Here is a 17,185-nt window from a genome sequence, read left to right as displayed (position 1 = left end):
GATTAATGGAACAAAAAAAATTATATTTTTATAGTGATATGTATGAAGTTCATGTTAACTTTATAATGTGCTATTTATTATTTAACTTTAAATTTTATACTTAAAAGGAGTAAAATTTATGGCTAAGGACATATATTTTAATGAAGATGCTAGAAAAAGTCTGCTTAGTGGTATTGAAAAATTATCAAATGCTGTAAAGGTAACCCTTGGTCCTAAGGGTAGAAATGTTTTAATTGATAAAAAATTTGGGTCTCCTATTGTTACAAAAGATGGAGTTAGTGTTGCGCGTGAAATTGATCTTGAAAATTCATTTGAAAACATGGGGGCACAACTTTTAAAAGAAGTTGCAATTAAGACAAATGATTTGGCTGGAGATGGAACTACTACGGCTACTGTTCTTGCTTATGCAATTGCGCGAGAAGGGCTTAAAAATGTTTCTTCAGGGATTAATCCAATTGGAATAAAAAAAGGGATAGATCATGCTGTGGCTTTAGCTGCTGAAAAAATTCGCAAGTCTGCTAAAAAAATTACTACTAAAGAAGAAATTGCACAGGTTGCATCTATTTCTGCAAATAATGATACTTCAATAGGTGAAAAAATTGCAGAAGCAATGGACAGAGTTGGAAAAGATGGAGTTATTACTGTTGAAGAATCAAAGACTTTTGATACTTCAATTTCTTATGTTGAGGGTATGCAGTTTGATAGAGGATATTTATCTCCTTATTTTTCTACAAATAAAGAAAATATGAGTGTGAATTTTGATGATACTTATATTTTGATATGTGAGAAAAAAATTAGCACAATTAAAGAACTCTTACCAGTGCTTGAAAAAATTGTAAACGCGAATAAACCTTTGTTAATTATTGCTGAGGATATTGAGGGAGATGCTCTTGCAGCACTTGTTTTAAATAGTGTGCGTGGTGCTTTGAAGGTTTGTGCAATTAAGGCTCCTGGGTTTGGTGATAGACGTAAGGCAATGCTTGAAGACATTGCGATACTTACTGGAGGGGTGCTTGTTAGTGAGGAACTGGGACTTACTCTTGAAAATGTTGAACTTGAACAACTTGGTCAAGCTAAATCAATAAAAGTTGATAAAGATAATACTACTATTATTAATACTGGAAATAAAGAACAAATAAAAGAGCGTGCTGAACTTATTAAAAGACAAATTGAAGAGACAAGTTCTGAGTATGACAGAGAAAAATTACAAGAACGTCTTGCAAAGCTTGTTGGTGGTGTTGCTGTTATTAATGTTGGAGCTGTTACTGAAGTTGAACTTAAAGAGAAAAAACAGAGAGTAGAGGATGCTTTGTCTGCAACTCGTGCTGCTGTTGAGGAAGGTGTTGTTCCTGGGGGTGGATCAACTTTAATTGAAGTTGCTATGTATCTTGATACAGTTGATGTAAGTAAACTTAGTTACGAAGAAAAACAAGGTTTTGAGATTGTTAAGAGAAGTCTTGAAGAACCAATGAGACAAATAATTGCTAATGCTGGGTTTGAGAGTTCTATTTATATTCATCAGATTAAGACTGATAAGAAAGGACTTGGTTTTGATGCGGCTACTTTTAAATGGGTTAATATGATTGAGAGTGGTATAATTGATCCTGCTAAGGTCACAAGAAGCGCTCTTCAAAATGCAGCTTCAATTGCAGGGTTGCTATTGACAACTGAATGTGCTATTACTGAAGTTAAGGAAGAAAAAAATATTGGTGGTGGTAATTATCCTATGGAACCAGGGATGGGAATGATGTAAGTTAGTTTTTCTTGCAGGTTTTTCTTTTATTTGGGTTTCTATTGTGATAAGGAGCAAGATTTGAGTGAGAATGAGTTTGTCTTTTGTATAGGTTATGATGGGACTAGAGCAATAGTAGATAAAGAGCTTTTAAGTCAGCATAAAGATAAAAGTGTTGGAGAGCTTTTTGATCTTGGATTTTATAGAAGCGCTTTTAGTAAGGCTCTTTATAAAAAAGATAATGCTCTTATTGATTATTTGATTGAGAGATATAATCACATTAGTAAATCTGCTTATAGTAAAAAAGAGGAGCTTGAGCTCCTCTTTGGGGTAATTTATCCGGATGATATTGCTAGTATCAAAGTTACTTATGTTTAGTATTAGGAAATTTTATGTTTTTATTACAAGAGTTTAGCCATAGTAGTAGTTTTTTTAGAAGTTTATTGGTTTTTGTTCCCGTAATAGCTATATTTTGGTTTTTGGTAATATCTCCTCAACGCAAAGAAGAGAAAAAAAAGAAAGAAATGTTAAGAAACCTTAAAAAGGGTGATAAAGTTTTAACCATAGGTGGAATTTTTGGGATTGTTAAGAAAGTTGATGATGATGAAGTTTTGCTTGAGCTTAGTTCAACTTCTGAGGCAAAATTTATAAAAAGTTCAATTGAGAAGATTGTTTTTGACGAAATTAAAGATAAAAAATTAAAGCATGAGAAATGATTTGCAATTTTAATATATAATATTAGCTTGACATAATATTTGATTTGAAATTAACGTAAAAGGATGCTGTTTATGAATAAAGTCTCTAAATTTATATTAATACTGTTTGTAACCTCGTTTGCCTATTTTTTAATATTTCCTACTTTAAAATGGTATTTTTTTACCAAAGATGAGGATAAGCAAATTAGTGCATATTCAAAAGAGGCTTTGAGAGATTATTCTAAGGCTAAGGCTTTAAGTTCACTTGTGAAACTTAAGGAATTGTATCGCAAAGATCCCAAGGCTCAGATTCCAGATGATTTGAAATATTTAATTCCAGTTGCAAAAAATAATTATAAAACTTATGGAAGAGAATTTCCTAGATCTTTTAATAATATCGAGACATTGAAAAATGGTTTTTTAACAGATTCTGATATTGAAGAACTGAGTCTTGAGATTTATAGATATTATGAAGAGATAAAGCGAAATAAAAGTAGAATAATACAACTTGGACTTGATTTGTCTGGTGGTATGAGTGTTACTATTTCTCTTGATTATTTAGCGCTTGAGCAAAGGTTGGGAAGAACATTAAGTGCTCTAGAGAAGGAAGAAGCTCTTGGTCGTACAATGCAGATACTTAAAGAGAGAGTAGATACTTTTGGACTTACAGAACCTAAAATTACAAGAGAAGCAGGTGGTAATAGAATTTTCTTGGATATTCCAGGAGAAAAAGATGAAAGACGCGTTGATTCTCTCTTGAATGGTAGAGGGAATTTGATCTTTTATGTTGTTGATAGCGAAGCTACTTCTGTTCTGCATTCTAAAATATTAGAAGCTGGTCCTCTTTATTCTATATCTGATATTAAGGATAGTATGAAACTTGATGAGCATAAGAAGATTTTTCCGTGGTATGTAAAGGATGCTTATGGCGTTGATGATGAGGCTAGAGTTCGTTATTATGTCGTTGATTCTGATATTGAGAATTCTTTTGATGGTTCTCATATTCAAGATGCTGGCATTTTAAATGATAATAAAACGGGTAAAGATATGGTTACATTTAATTTGGATAATGAGGGTAGTGAAAAGTTTTTTAGGTTTACTCAAAAAAATGTTGGAAAAGCTTTAGCCGTAGTTATGGAAGGCAAAATTAAGTCAGTAGCTAGTATTAATAATGCTATTGCTGGTGGCAATGTGTCAATTCAAGGAGATTCTTTTGATAAAAGGGAAGCGCAAGAGCTTGCATTTGTTTTTAAGACAGCAGCTTTTCCCGTTGATATAAAAATAGATGATCTAAGAATTATTGGTCCTACTATTGGAGAGAAGACGGTTGAGCTTGGCATAAAGGCTTCACTGCTTGCTCTTGTTCTGGTCTTTTTATTTATGTTTATTTATTATAAAACGGGTGGTTTTGTAGCAGGATTTTCATTAGTGATTTATAATTTATTTTTAATATTGGCAATTCTTTCTGCGTTTAATTTTACTTTAACTCTTACAAGTATTGCAGGTCTGGTATTAACAATGGGTATGGCTGTTGATATTAATATAATTATTTATGAGAGGATTAAAGAAGAGATTAGAAATGGTAGAAAATTTGAAAGAGCATTTGAGGATGGATTTAAAAAAGCTTTTTGGGCAATAATGGATTCCAATGTTACGACATTTATAGCTGTGCTTTTTTTAACTCTTCTTGGAACAGGGACTATTCAAGGTTTTGCATGGTCTTTATCTATAGGGATTGTAGCATCACTTTTTAGTAGTTTAGTCTTTTCAAGATTTGTTTTGGAATTTATTATGTCTTTGAATCAAAACAAATGTGTAAGTATCTCTTGGAGTTCAAATTATGCAAAAGGTGTTTAATTTTTTAAAGTATGGGAATAAAGTTTTTATAGTTAGTTTGTGTATAATTTTTTTAGGTTTTCTTTACACCTTTATGTATCATGGTGGTTATAATTGGGGAATAGATTTTTCTTCAGGAGTAAATATTAATTTTGTGATAGATAAAGCAGACATTAGAGATTCTGATATGAAAAGGGTGCTCTCTCCAATTTATAAAACATTTGATGTTAGTAAAGTTATTTCAAATGATTCTAAGAGTCATTTTGTTATTATAGTAAAGTCGGATGTTACTGATTATGCTTTCAAGAAAGAAATTCAGGGTATGTTAATCGATAAACTGAGTTCTGAGTTTGAGGCTGATGTTGAAGTTCTTGATTCTTATTTTATTGATTCAAGATTTTCATCTGTTTTAAGGACAAAATCCGTTTTATTAGTTTGTTTAACATTGGCACTTATTTTGGTTTACGTGGCATTGAGATTTAGATTAAGTTATGCTGTCTCATCAATATTTGCAACTATGCACGACATACTTTTTGTGGTTGCTTTTTTAGGTTTATTTAGAATAGAGATAAATAGTTCAATAATTGTTTCTATTTTAACAATTATTGGGTATTCCTTAAATGATACGATCATTATTTTTGATAGAATTAGAGAAAATTCTAGAAATATGACAGATAGTTCATTTTTAAACGTTTTAAATATAAGTATTAGTCAGACTTTATCAAGAACCATTTTGACATCTATTACTACATTTGTTGCTGTCCTTTCTATATATATATTTACTGAGGGTGCTATTAAGGATTTTTCTTTAATATTTATGGTAGGTGTTATTGTCGGCACTTATTCTTCAATTTTTATAGCTTCTCCTATTCTTTTAAGTTGTTATAAAAAAATTAAATAGATGTTTTGTTATAATATTATGATATGAAGTTTTTTGATTTTGGTTCATTAGGATTTTATAGGTTTTTTGATTTTCAAAAGCATCTCAATTTTAGTATTTTTAGATATAGCTTAATAAATTACTATTCTTATAAAGAACAGTCAACACTTATTAATGATGCTAATTTACTTAAACATAAGGTTGTCTTTTTAGATAAAATTCATAAAGATATTACTAATATTGTTCACAGTTCTTCAAAAGAAAGTGATGGTTTTAATATTAATAAAAAGATATTTTCTGATGTGTTAAGTACTGTTAAGAATTTGATAAAAAAATATTATCCAGAATCAGAGTTTTTAAATGTTGAATGTGATGTGCTTTTAGATGATGAGGACACTTTTAATATTTTTTTAGATAAGCTTAGGTATTTGAATTTTAGAGTAGATCTTAAGAAAAAGATTGAAGAATTTGATAAACAAAATAAAACACCATATTCGTGTATTAAAATTGCAACTTGTTTTATTAAAGAAGAATTTTTAGAAAGACTTGAGCATTCAATTGATTTTTTCTCTAATGAGGCTAATAATAATAGTTTAGATTTAATTAATAAAGAAATTGATGAGTATTGTGAAAAAGTAGAGCAGGTTAAAGTTAGTGAGTATATTAAAGATACACATAAAAAATTTGTTGTAGAGTATGCAAAAGAGAGAATATCAAAAATTATGAAAGAGCATAGTTTTGATATATCTAAATTGCTTATTAAAATTTCTTTGTTAGATATCACTATCCATTGTTTTGAAAGTTATTATTTGAATTTATTAGAAGTTCTTAATGTTCTCTTATCAATAAGTAATATTATTGAGATTGGCCTAGATGAATTACCCGATGCCATTTTTAATGAATGGAATGAAATTATTTATTTGCGTAGGAAAGAATTTCAGAAACTTGTTTTAATATCAGATTATGTTTTCCAAAAAAGAATAATATCTACTATAAATTCTGGATCTTGGAAATTTACTTTTTTTACTCTCTCACCACGTCAGGGCGATATTATCCAGTTTGCAGTGGATATCAATAAAAATTTTAGTAGCCTTGAGGAAGGAATTAAAGAATATGAACTTAAAATAGATAAGTTTAATGAACTCAAGCTTGATTGGGAAAAAACCCTAAAAAATTTTGAACAATTATTTGTTTAAAGCTTTGCATTATATATTTCTTTTAGTCTTTCATATATTATTCTAACCTCATCATTAATAATTGGTGGTACATTTACTATTAATTTAACTTTAAGGTCTCCTTTAGTTGTATTTCCAAGAGCAGGCATTCCAAGACCTTTTAAATTAAGTATTTCTCCATTTTTTGTATTTTGTGGAATTTTGATCTTTATTTTTTTACCCTCAATTGTTTCAAAGATTTTTTCACTTCCCAAAGCTATTTCCCATGGATATATGTTGATTTGTGTTTCTAAATTTCTTTCCTTTAATGTGAAATTTTTATAACTTGATATTTCAAATTTGATAATTAAATTACTTCTCTTGCCAGAGATTGGATTTATGTTTCCCTTTCCATTAAATTTTAATTTGGTGGTCTCAATTGTGCCTTTTGGTATATTAATTTCAATTTTTTCATTATTTATTAATATGGATTTTTTACTTCCCATATAAGCATCATATAAAGAAATCTTAATAGTTATCTCTTTATCTTTAATGGTTCCTTTTGTAAATTCTCCAAAAATATCAGAAAATAAATCAAAGTTGTCAAAATGCTGAAAACCAGAATTCTTAAAGCCTTTAGTAAATGATTCTGTATTAAAGTTATTATTAAAATCTGCATTTCCAAAGTTGTCATAATTTGCTTTTTTTTGAGGAGATGAAAGGACTTCATAAGCTTCATTTATTTCTTTAAATTTTTCTTCTGCAAATTTGTTTCCTTTGTTTTTATCAGGATGATATTTGATTGCTAATTTTTTATAGGCTTTTTTTATTTCTTCCGTTGTAGCATTTTTATTTATTCCAAGTATGTTGTAGTAATCTTTAGACATTCAAACCTCTTGTTTTTATTTTCCATTTTATATTGAAATTAGTTAAATTCATCATAGTTAATGCTATCATTATATATATTATAATTAAATTTCAATTTTTTAAAGGCTATTTGTAGTATTGGGCTTTTTGTGTTTAAGAGATCTAAGTATTTATATTGATCTTAGCAAATGTTTTAATGGTGTTTTTTGTGAAAAAATACTTCTTGAGGTGTCTTATTATTTAGAGGTTTTTGGATTTCCAAGAATTAAAACCCTTTATATTAAGTGTAATGATTTAAAAATGTATGATATTTGTCAATTAAAATCTTTTTTGATATCTTTGTCTAATAAATTTGATTTTGCTTTATTAGATGAGTTTACTTTTGAATTGCATCCTGGGGATATTACAACTTCTGTTTTAATGATTTTAGATGATTTTTTTGTTAGTAGAATTAGCCTTGATATAAGTAGCTTTTCTGCAAAATTATTAAAAATGATGAATATTGTTGGGATATCGATGGATAGGATGAATGCTATAATTGAAAATATTCGTCAATTTAATTTTGATCTGAATATTGACTTAAGTATTAGTATTTCTCCTCAAAATGAGATGTATCTTAAGAGAGATTTATTAAGATTAATATCATATGCTCCTGAACATATTTCTCTCTCAGAAGTTTTAATTGATGAGAATAATCGTAATTATGATAGTAGAGTTGAAGATTTATGGTTTTATGCTTTTGATTTTTTAGAGTTTCATGGTTATTTAAATTATGAGATTTCGAATTTTGCATTAGAAGGATATGAGAGTAAACATAATTTGCGATATTGGGAGCTGAGTCCATATTTAGGACTTGGATTGCATTCTGTCAGTTTACTTGTTTTTTCTAAGAATAATGGTCTTGAGGCCGTAATTAGGAAGGATGATAATTTTTTACTTGGAATGGACTCTTCTGCGACTTTTGAAAATTTAAGTGATTTAGATTTTTTTATTTATCATTTTATTACAAATCTTGGTACCCGGCGTGGTCTTGATATCTCTATTTTGAAGCGTAGGTTTGTATATGATCAAAAAGCTTTTTATAAGTTTATTGATTATCTTTTAAATTTAAATAAATCAGTTGTTTTTCGTAATGATATTCTTTATTTGGAGCAATCTGAAAGGTTTAAGTTGGATTTTTATTTGCGGTTGATAGAAGCATATTTGATTGATAATGCTTTTAAGGTAAGCTTTAAGTTTCTTTAATTTGTCCATTTTGGTAGTATATGATTTTGGTGTTTTGGTGATTAAAAATGCCAATTTCAAGTATTCCAGGGAATAATTTAAAATATTTTTCGGTCCCTTTGGGATTTTCAATATTCATTTTTACATCTAAAATATAGTTATTATTGTCAGTAATTATTGGGCCTGCTTTAGCTTTACAGGTTCTCAAAACAGGATTAAAGTTCATTTCTTTTAATTTGGCTTTAATAAATGCAAGGGCATTTGGAGCAATTTCTATTGGTACAGGTGTTTTTTTTCCTAAGTTTTGTACAATCTTGGTTTCGTCTGCAATAATTAATAACTGATTAGAATTATAAGCTACTACTTTTTCCATTAAATGAGCTGCTCCACCACCTTTAATTAAGGCTTTTTGATCTAATAAAACTTCATCAGCTCCGTCAATTGTAATATCTATATTTTTGGTAAATTCTGTGAATTTAGTTTTATATGCAATCTTTTCTTTTGCAAGTAAATATTGTGTGTCACTACTTGTTGGATAGAATGTTAGATTCTTTAAATCACCAGATTGTATTTTGTAATTTAAATATTTGATTGCATGAAAAACGGTTGTTCCTGTTCCAATTCCAATGAACATATTGCTTTTTATATAATTATCAATTGCATATTTTGAAAGTAATTTTTTTTGTTCTTCCATTGTGATAATCCTTGTTATTGCTAAATTGTTTATGTGAACTTTACAATAAATTATATCATTAAGAATAGAGTAAGTAATAGTGTTTTATTTGGATAGAATAGTTTGATAATTTATTGTGTTTGGGCAATATTTGAGTATTAACATTAATGAGATTTTGTGTTACTTTAATTGATAAAGGTGTTATTAAGGTAATTAAAACATTTCTTAGGAGATTTTATGTATAAATTAGTTTTAGTGCGTCATGGTGAGAGTGAATGGAATAAGGAAAATCTTTTTACAGGATGGACTGATGTTAAACTTTCTGAGAAGGGTATTGCTGAAGCTTTGGAAGCTGGTAGAGTGCTTAAAGAGGAAGGATATTCTTTTGATATTGCTTTTAGCTCAGTGTTAGTCAGAGCTAATGATACTTTAAATATTATTTTGCGTGGATTGGGTCAATCGTATATTGATGTAGAGAAATCTTGGCGACTTAATGAGAGACATTATGGAGCATTGCAAGGATTAAATAAGGCTGAAACGGCTGAGAAGTATGGCGAGGATAAGGTTTTAATTTGGAGACGTAGTTATGATGTTCCTGCTATGCCTTTAGATGAATCTGACAAGCGTCATCCAATTCATGATTTAAGATATAAAAATATTCCTAAAAGTGAACTTCCTTCAACTGAGTGTTTAAAAGATACTGTTGCAAGGGTTATACCATATTGGACAGATAAAATTGCCAAAGCTATTATTGAAGGAAAAAGAGTGATTATTGCTGCTCATGGTAATTCTTTAAGAGCTCTTGTTAAATATCTTGATAATATGAGTGAGGATGATATTTTAAAGTTGAATATTCCAACTGGTATTCCTTTAGTTTATGAACTTGATCAGGATTTAAAGCCGATTAAACATTATTATTTGGGGGATGAGGCCAAGGTTAAAGCAGCTATGGAATCTGTTGCTAATCAAGGAAAGAAAAATAGATAGATAAAAACGTATTAAATTAATAATAAGAGATCATATTTTGTTAATGATTTCTTATTATTGTATTTAAAATACTTTATAATTGAGATTAGATGTAATGTTTTGCAATTTCTTCAAATTTTTCAATACCAATTATTTTAATAAATCCTGCTAATTTTGGTCCTTTATCTTTATCAATTAATATCTTGTATAGCTGTTTAAAGAATAATGAGGGTTCAATATTATTGCTTCTTGCAATATTATAAATTTCATCTTGAATTTCTTTTTCAGTAATATTGTTAAAATCTTTTTTTAAGAAATGTAGTAGTTGTACTACCGCTTGTTTATCATTGTCTTGCAGTACTTCAATATTATCAAATTTTGATCTTAGTGAAAATTTGAAATCTTCAGGTGCAAATTTTTTGATCCAATTGATGGCACATTCAATTTTATTTATAAGTTTTGCTTTTTGATTTTCTTTTACATCATTTAAAAGTGTGAAAATTTTATCTTTATTTCCTTCAAAAATTTGACATATTACGCTTAGATGTCTAAATCCAATTTGATAAGGAATTTCTTTGTCTGGTGATTGTGGTTGTGAGAGTTCATAAATTCTTTTAAACGCTTCTCTTTTCTTTTCTTGAATTTCATCAATTCCATAATATACCCTTTCAAATTTATCGTAATCTTCATAAATTTTTATTACATCAAGATCGAATGATATTGAAAATTCTGTATTAGGTTTTGTTGACGCAAATAAAAATCTTGTAACCTCAGGAGTATATATTTCAAGAACATCTTTTAATGATACGACATCTCCAGATGATGAGGATATTTTTCCGCCATGTCCTTTGATGGATATAAAATCGTACTGAAATGTTATTGGAGGAGTTCCTCCAAATATTTTTACAATTTCTTTTGATGTGTCAAAACTTCCTCCACTACTGTGGTGATCTTTTCCAGCAGGTTCGAAGTCAACATTTTCATATTTCCATCGCATTGGCCAATCAATTCTCCATAGAAGTTTGCAGGCCCATGTTTTTCTTAAATCTATTGATTCTTTGTGACCGCATTCGCAATAATACTCGATGGAATAGCAGTGGTTATAATTTTTTATTGTTGTAGTATCTCTATTACATTTGGTACAAAAAATGCTAATAGGATACCAGTCATCTGTAAGTTCTGTTGTTCTATATTTATTTAGTATTGTTGCTATTTCATTCTTATGATCTAGTGCAAACTTAATTTGATTTGCATAATCACTTGACATGTATTTTAAACTTTGATTTATAAATTCTGGGTTAATGCCTACATGAGGTAAATATTGCTCGAATTCTACTTCATTTGCTCTTGCATAACTTGACTTATTAGTTTTTGTGTCAGGAACTCTTGTGATTGCTTGTCTTAGATATGTTGTTAATAATTCTTGATTAGGCATGTTTTTGGGTACTTTTCTAAATACATCATAGTTGTCCCATGAATATATGAATCTTACTTTTTTGCCCAAATCTTTTAGTGCTCTTGCTACAAGATCGACAGAAATTACTTCTCTAAAATTTCCAATATGTACGGTTCCTGATGGTGTAATTCCTGATGCAACTGTGTATTGTTCTTTTTCATCTTTTTCTGATATTATTTTTTTTGCGTAAAAATCTGCCCAGTGTGATGTTTTCATAATATTTCCTCTGTTTAAAATCTAATTTTATCATTCTATTTTTGTTATTTCAATATTATAAAGGATGTTTAAAGATATTACCGTGTTAGTTTATTAAGTTTTTAATTAATTTGGTATTTTTATTCCAATTTTTCCTTAATTTTACTTGTAAGAATAAATTACATTTTTTTTCAAATATTGTTGATATTATTTTTCTTGATTCTTCACCAATAGCTTTAATTCCTTTTCCTCCTTTGCCAACTATTATTCCCTTTTGACTCTCCCCAGCTACAATAATGTTTGCCTTAATTAAAAGCTTGTTTTCTCTGTCTTCTAAAATGTCAATTTCTATGTATAGAGAATATGGTAATTCTTTCTTAAGTTTTTTAATAGTGATTCCTCTAATTATTTCGCTAATTCTTAAATTAATTTCTTGATCTGTGTAATATTCTTCTGAATAATAAAGAGGTCCTTCGTTAAGATTTTCATAAATTTTATCTTTGATTTGTTCAATATTGATTTGTTTTTCAGCAGAGATCTTTATAATCTTGTTTTTTGGTATTTTGTTCTTTTCTAAAAATATCATTATTTCTTTTTCTTTTGTTTTTTGAATATCAATTTTATTTATAACCACTAAAAAATTGCTTTTGGATTTTTTGATAATTGTCAATATTTTATTTTCTTCAATTCCAGGTTGATCTTGGATATCTATGACATAGATAATTAGTTCTGTTTCCTCAATTGCAGAGTATACGTTATTCATTAGTGATATATTGAATTTTTTTTTGCTTAGGTGGAATCCCGGTGTATCTATAAAGATAATTTGTCCTCTTTTGTCTGTAAATATTCCTTTTATTTTATTTCTTGTTGTTTGCGGTGTAGAGGAAATGATTGATATTTGATGTCCACATATTGAATTTAAAAGTGTAGATTTACCTGTTGAGGGTCTACCTATTATTGATACAAATCCTGATTTCATTTTAATTTTCCTATTTTGATCTATTAATATTATTAATATATTTTATATGTTAATTAATGTATACTATCTTTAAATATTGTATTTCGAGGATTTAGATTTGAGAAAAGTCAATTTTGAGGTTTTTTGTGAAAGATGTGGTGAGGTGGTTGGGCTTGATAAGTCAGTATGTTTAAATTGTCATTCTAAGTTAGGGGATCTTGAATGTCCAAATTGTGGATATGTAGGTGTTGTCTCTGCATTTGAGCGTGGTTGTCCAAAATGTAGTTATAATCCTTTTAAAAAACAGTCAAAAAAGCATTTTTTCAAAAGAGGATTTAAAAGGTTATGGCATGGTGATAGTTTTTTAAGGAAAAGATTTTATTTTGGATTTTATGTTAATGTTATGCTTTATTTGTTTGCTAATTTTTTGATTATTTTACTTTTTGTTTATATTCTTTTTTTCTAAGGATAAACCCATATGGGAATTACGGTTTTTTATTTGTTTTCTGTTTTTTTGTCTTTTAAGCTAGGAGATGATGTTAAATCTATTGAAGATAATGTTAAAGGAAATTCTATTTTTTATTATGATATTGACGAAGTTGAAATTGTCTCTCTTAAGACACAAATTTTAAATTTTAAAGGGAAAACTTCTGTAATAGATGCTTATTTTAGTTTTGATAATAAGGATAAGCTTTATTCATATACTTTTGTTTTTGATAAAAAATTGATTCCGCAATATTCTATTATTTTGAGTATTAATGAAAAGTTTGGTGATCCTATTATTGTAACTCCTTTTAATTATGTTTGGGATATTGGTGATTCGGTCATTGTGTTGAGTCATAATATCTTAAGAATGACATTAAAGTCTTACATTAATGGGGAAAATTAAGCTTGAGATTTCTTTTTGCATTAATTTTATATGTCTCTTGTGTTAGTCATGTATATGATAGAGAAATCATTGTCAAAGATACTAAGTTTTTTGTTAAACTTGCAATTGATGATGTTACTAGGGCTAAAGGTTATATGGGAACTAAGCATATAAATGAAAATAATGGCATGCTTTTTATTTTTGATAGGGAAAAAAATTTATCTTTTTGGATGAAAAATACTCCTGTGCCACTTGAGATTGCCTATATTAATGCTGCAGGTATTATTAAAGAGATTTATAGCTTGATTCCTTTCTCAGAGAGAAGAGTAAATTCTAAATATAAGGTCAAATATGCCCTTGAGGTTCCAAAGGGTACTTTTTCTAAATTTAAAATTAAGATAGGTGATAAAATTCAGTTTAATTTTGATGTTAGTTCGTTAAATATAAAATAATTATTCAGCTTTTATTTTTTGAAGTTCTTCTTCTGCATGGTCTTTGATGTCGTCTTCATTTTTTAGTGTATCATTAGAAATTTTATTTAAATTTTCATTAGGTGTGTCTTCAATATTGACTTCTTCATTGCCCTTTATTACCTTTTTAAAAATACATATTGTTGTTGCTACTTCTTCAAGTGCATCAAGTAAAAATGTTTCTTTTGCATTCTCTTCAGCTTTGACAATATATACTAAAGAATTGTTACCTCTTTCTGGATCATGGATTATTTCCCATGAGCCTAAAACGCGATTATTGTAACTATCACTCATTAGAGATTCTGATATTTCTTGAATTTTATTCGAATTAACATCAAATATTTCGACAATACCAAATATTTCTCTTATTTTTGAATTTTGATATGAATTTAGTTTTGACCTGACTATTATTTCTATATGTGTATCGTTAATGATTTTTGATACGATGAAATCGTTTTCTTTGTCTATTCTATATTCTAGTTTGTTATTATCAAGTATTTTTTTTATTCTCTTGTCATAAGTTACATTTTTATTTTTGCAACTTATTAATGTTATGAGTATTAAAACGGCAATAACTATGCTATATTTTAATTGTTCAATGTTTATCATACTTATTTTTAACATGTTAGTGCTTACCATGTAATTTATTATAGTTTAATTATAAGGATTTTTGAAGTAAGTTATATGTATTTTAAAAGTAATGATTATTCTTATACGGTTATTCAGTCTAAAAATAATTATGTACAAAAGTCAACGTTTGGAATATCTTTTGTGATTTTAAATAGAGGCACGAAAATTTTTAGGGAAGATCTGTTTGAATTCCTTTCTAATTTTGACTTTATCAGGGAAATTATTTCTATTGAAAAGCAGAGTAATAGGACTTCTCTTCAATTCATTTCAGAAAATTATGATAAATTAAAGTTTATCTTGCTTTCTGATGATTTGAATTCTGGAGAAAAAGTTAATTTAGCTATGAAAGAATCCATCTGTAGTTTTGTTTTTGTATTGCAGAGTGATATGTATCTGTTAAATCCTTTTTGGATTCCCAATATATTTGATGAAATTGTTAAAAAAAATGTCCTTCTTGTTGGTGGTGAATTTTTTGATAAAGAAGAAGAAGTTGTTCCATCGGTTTTTCTTCCCACTATTGATAAACGTCAAAGATTAAAGGTGATTTTAATAAATTCTGAACGGGATTATGATAAAACTTTAATTACTATGGATTATTGTGGTCTTTATTCTAAGGAGAAGTTTATTCAGTTAGGGGGTTTTGACAAAAGGATTAAGAACGAATATTTTCAAAGATTGGATTTTGGACTTAGAGCTATTTATTTTGGAGAAAGCATCCATATTTATAGAAAACTACGTATACAATATACAGCATTAAATGTTCCAGAAGATTTAACAAAAAATAGAAGTTTTTTGATCTTTTTACTTAAAAATTATGTTCCTATTTTTATTGGAAATGGAATAAAATTTTCATTTTTGAGATTTGTGAGGCTATGCTTAAAATATGGTATTAATCCTTTTAAATTTGGCAGAGAGTTTAAAGAAATCAAATATGAAATTATTAAAAGCAGCTTAAGGTTTAAAGGTGATTTAAAGAGTGCAATTGAACTTTGGGAAAATAATATTATTGATTAATTTAGTCTTTGTGTTTTCATTTTTGCATGCAAATGAAGTTGAGTATGTTAATATTCTTGATTCATTTGATAGTAAGTTCTTTAAGTTTAATTTTAATATTGAAAGGGATATCCTTACAATTGAACATGAGAAGGGATATCTTAAGCTTAAAGAAGGCTTTGAATATGGTCTATCATCTATTGGTTATTATATTTATGTAGATCCTATTATTTTAAGAAATGGGGAAATTTTAATAACCAAAAAAGCTTTGATGCAGATTGAGAACCATTTTAGATCTTTGCAAAGTTATAGTAAACCACGAATAACATCGATTGTAATTGATCCTGGTCATGGTGGGCATGATAGTGGAGCTGTTGTGACTCATAAATTGAAGGAACATGATATTTTTCTTTTTGAGAAGGATTTTGTTTTAACTTATTCTATGCATTTGTATAAGATTCTTAGTAATTATTTTCTAGATAGAAATATTTTATTAACACGTGTGGATGATGTTTTTGTTCCATTGCAGGATAGATCTGAGTTTGCAAATGCAATTAAACCGGATTTTCCCAATAATGTTATATTTTTGTCAATACATGCAAATAATGCTCCAAATCCTGATGCTAGGGGAGTTGAATTTTGGTATCTTCCTCAAAATTCAAAAAGAGAAGTTGTAAGGAATTTGAAAGGATATGATATTAGAGGGAATAGATACTTAAGGGAGCTTAATGATATACTTGATATTAAGTATAAATATGAGTCAAGGAAATTAGCAGAAATTTTGTATGAGACTTTTAGTAACGTTTTGTGTGAGACTAAAATTAGAACAATTAGAGAAGAACAATGGTTTGTGATTAAGAATAGTAGTATGCCTGCTGTCTTAATTGAGATTGGGTTTTTGTCTAATATTGATGATGCGATTTTACTTTTAGATTATAATTATATGAGCAAAATAAATATGTTGGTACTTAAGTCTTTAATTAAATTTATTGAATTTTATGAAAAGTAATATTTTGGATGTGTTTGTGAAAAGTATTTGTATTTATTATAATTTTTTTAGTCGTAATTGTTCAAAGTATTTACTTGAAATACTCATTTTATTCTTATTATTAACTTTTTTATTCTCTTCATATATGGTATTTTCTAATTATGATAATCTTTTCTTTAGAAAGGTATTTTATTTCCATTTTCAGTCTGAATTGATTTCTGATGTACGCTATTTAAAAGAAAAGAAAACTTTTAAAGAAAATTTGGATTTGTTAGTTAAAGACTTTTTGTTAGGTAATAGTAAAGGTTTTTCTTTGCAATTTGGAACAGGTAATATAAAGCTTTTATATTCTTTTATGAGTAATGATGTATATTTTATAAATCTTTCTAAAGAGTTTTATGATTCTTTTGAAAATGGTGTTTATAATGACTCTGATAAATTGAAGGTAAGTGTATTTGTTAAATCTTTAAAAGATACGCTTAATTTCAATTATCCTAGGAAGGTTACAAATGTTGTTGTTTTTATTGAGGGGTATATTCTAAATGTTTGAGGCTATTTGTAAATATTACTAAATGTGCTGTAAAAATTGTCAAATAAAAA

General features: G+C 28.0%; 19 protein-coding genes. 14 read left to right on the top strand and 5 right to left on the bottom strand.

Translation table 11 applies throughout. The annotated features are described in order from the left end of the window. The first annotated feature begins 118 nt into the window (after positions 1-118). The 6 genes from groL (at position 119) to U881_RS0104345 (ending at position 6,339) form a co-directional block, all read left to right on the top strand. Complete coding sequence (gene groL, locus U881_RS0104370) at positions 119-1,753, top strand: chaperonin GroEL (RefSeq protein ID WP_024653399.1); 1,635 nt, start codon at positions 119-121, stop codon at positions 1,751-1,753. A 60-nt stretch (positions 1,754-1,813) separates the two neighbouring features. After that, positions 1,814-2,110, top strand: a complete 297-nt coding sequence (locus U881_RS0104365) for a hypothetical protein (RefSeq protein WP_024653398.1) — start codon at positions 1,814-1,816, stop codon at positions 2,108-2,110. 14 nt (positions 2,111-2,124) lie between these two features. Then, complete coding sequence (yajC, locus tag U881_RS0104360; protein ID WP_024653397.1) at positions 2,125-2,448, top strand: preprotein translocase subunit YajC; 324 nt, start codon at positions 2,125-2,127, stop codon at positions 2,446-2,448. A 72-nt stretch (positions 2,449-2,520) separates the two neighbouring features. Continuing rightward, complete coding sequence (gene secD / locus U881_RS0104355) at positions 2,521-4,284, top strand: protein translocase subunit SecD (protein WP_024653396.1); 1,764 nt, start codon at positions 2,521-2,523, stop codon at positions 4,282-4,284. Then, positions 4,268-5,164, top strand: coding sequence for a protein translocase subunit SecF (gene secF / locus U881_RS0104350; protein WP_024653395.1), 897 nt, complete (start codon positions 4,268-4,270; stop codon positions 5,162-5,164). Before secD ends, secF begins: the two co-directional genes overlap by 17 nt. Positions 5,165-5,187: 23 nt before the next feature. Next, positions 5,188-6,339: a hypothetical protein gene (locus U881_RS0104345; RefSeq protein ID WP_024653394.1), complete on the top strand. Its 1,152-nt coding sequence runs from the start codon at positions 5,188-5,190 to the stop codon at positions 6,337-6,339. On the opposite strand, the gene U881_RS0104340 is transcribed toward U881_RS0104345, so the two are convergent. Beyond that, a complete protein-coding gene (locus tag U881_RS0104340; RefSeq protein WP_024653393.1) occupies positions 6,336-7,184 on the bottom strand; it encodes a DnaJ C-terminal domain-containing protein in 849 nt (282 codons plus the stop codon). The genes U881_RS0104345 and U881_RS0104340 overlap by 4 nt on opposite strands. 118 nt (positions 7,185-7,302) lie before the next feature. Here U881_RS0104340 and psgB point away from each other — a divergent pair, with 118 nt between their 5' ends. Next, complete coding sequence (gene psgB, locus U881_RS0104335; RefSeq protein WP_024653392.1) at positions 7,303-8,409, top strand: HemN-related non-iron pseudo-SAM protein PsgB; 1,107 nt, start codon at positions 7,303-7,305, stop codon at positions 8,407-8,409. On the opposite strand, the gene rpiA is transcribed toward psgB, so the two are convergent. After that, on the bottom strand, positions 8,396-9,082 hold the full coding sequence (gene rpiA / locus U881_RS0104330; protein WP_024653391.1) for a ribose 5-phosphate isomerase A: 687 nt from the start codon (positions 9,080-9,082) through the stop codon (positions 8,396-8,398). The genes psgB and rpiA overlap by 14 nt on opposite strands. 216 nt (positions 9,083-9,298) lie before the next feature. Here rpiA and gpmA point away from each other — a divergent pair, with 216 nt between their 5' ends. Further along, entirely contained in the window at positions 9,299-10,048 is a 750-nt protein-coding gene (gpmA, locus tag U881_RS0104325) for a 2,3-diphosphoglycerate-dependent phosphoglycerate mutase (RefSeq protein WP_024653390.1), read from the top strand. A gap of 85 nt (positions 10,049-10,133) precedes the next feature. On the opposite strand, the gene lysS is transcribed toward gpmA, so the two are convergent. Together lysS and era are read right to left on the bottom strand one after the other, a co-directional pair. Then, a complete protein-coding gene (gene lysS / locus U881_RS0104320) occupies positions 10,134-11,699 on the bottom strand; it encodes a lysine--tRNA ligase (RefSeq protein ID WP_024653389.1) in 1,566 nt (521 codons plus the stop codon). An 85-nt stretch (positions 11,700-11,784) separates the two neighbouring features. Then, a complete protein-coding gene (gene era, locus U881_RS0104315) occupies positions 11,785-12,657 on the bottom strand; it encodes a GTPase Era (protein WP_024653388.1) in 873 nt (290 codons plus the stop codon). A gap of 97 nt (positions 12,658-12,754) precedes the next feature. Here era and U881_RS0104310 point away from each other — a divergent pair, with 97 nt between their 5' ends. From U881_RS0104310 to U881_RS0104300, 3 genes are read left to right on the top strand one after another with little or no spacing between them, the layout of a single operon-like run. Beyond that, positions 12,755-13,102: a primosomal protein N' gene (locus U881_RS0104310; RefSeq protein ID WP_024653387.1), complete on the top strand. Its 348-nt coding sequence runs from the start codon at positions 12,755-12,757 to the stop codon at positions 13,100-13,102. 12 nt (positions 13,103-13,114) lie between these two features. Next, positions 13,115-13,525 carry a hypothetical protein gene (locus U881_RS0104305; protein ID WP_024653386.1) on the top strand — a complete coding sequence of 137 codons (411 nt, stop codon included), beginning with the start codon at positions 13,115-13,117 and terminating at the stop codon, positions 13,523-13,525. Between the two features lie 2 nt (positions 13,526-13,527). Further along, entirely contained in the window at positions 13,528-13,956 is a 429-nt protein-coding gene (locus U881_RS0104300) for a DUF192 domain-containing protein (RefSeq protein ID WP_038363649.1), read from the top strand. On the opposite strand, the gene U881_RS0104295 is transcribed toward U881_RS0104300, so the two are convergent. Then, on the bottom strand, positions 13,957-14,613 hold the full coding sequence (locus U881_RS0104295) for a hypothetical protein (RefSeq protein WP_038363646.1): 657 nt from the start codon (positions 14,611-14,613) through the stop codon (positions 13,957-13,959). A gap of 45 nt (positions 14,614-14,658) precedes the next feature. Here U881_RS0104295 and U881_RS0104290 point away from each other — a divergent pair, with 45 nt between their 5' ends. Genes U881_RS0104290 through U881_RS0104280 form a run of 3 tightly spaced genes read left to right on the top strand, consistent with a single transcriptional unit; the run spans position 14,659 to position 17,135 of the window. Next, complete coding sequence (locus U881_RS0104290; RefSeq protein ID WP_024653383.1) at positions 14,659-15,618, top strand: glycosyltransferase family protein; 960 nt, start codon at positions 14,659-14,661, stop codon at positions 15,616-15,618. Then, entirely contained in the window at positions 15,602-16,606 is a 1,005-nt protein-coding gene (locus tag U881_RS0104285; RefSeq protein WP_407637305.1) for an N-acetylmuramoyl-L-alanine amidase family protein, read from the top strand. The genes U881_RS0104290 and U881_RS0104285 overlap by 17 nt, the downstream gene beginning before the upstream one ends. Further along, on the top strand, positions 16,596-17,135 hold the full coding sequence (locus U881_RS0104280) for a hypothetical protein (protein ID WP_024653381.1): 540 nt from the start codon (positions 16,596-16,598) through the stop codon (positions 17,133-17,135). The genes U881_RS0104285 and U881_RS0104280 overlap by 11 nt, the downstream gene beginning before the upstream one ends. Positions 17,136-17,185 lie beyond the last annotated feature (50 nt).

Origin of the sequence: Borrelia persica No12, from assembly GCF_000500045.1 — a bacterium.
In the GTDB taxonomy this organism is placed as follows: domain Bacteria; phylum Spirochaetota; class Spirochaetia; order Borreliales; family Borreliaceae; genus Borrelia; species Borrelia persica.
This window is presented reverse-complemented; position numbering and strand designations above follow the sequence as displayed.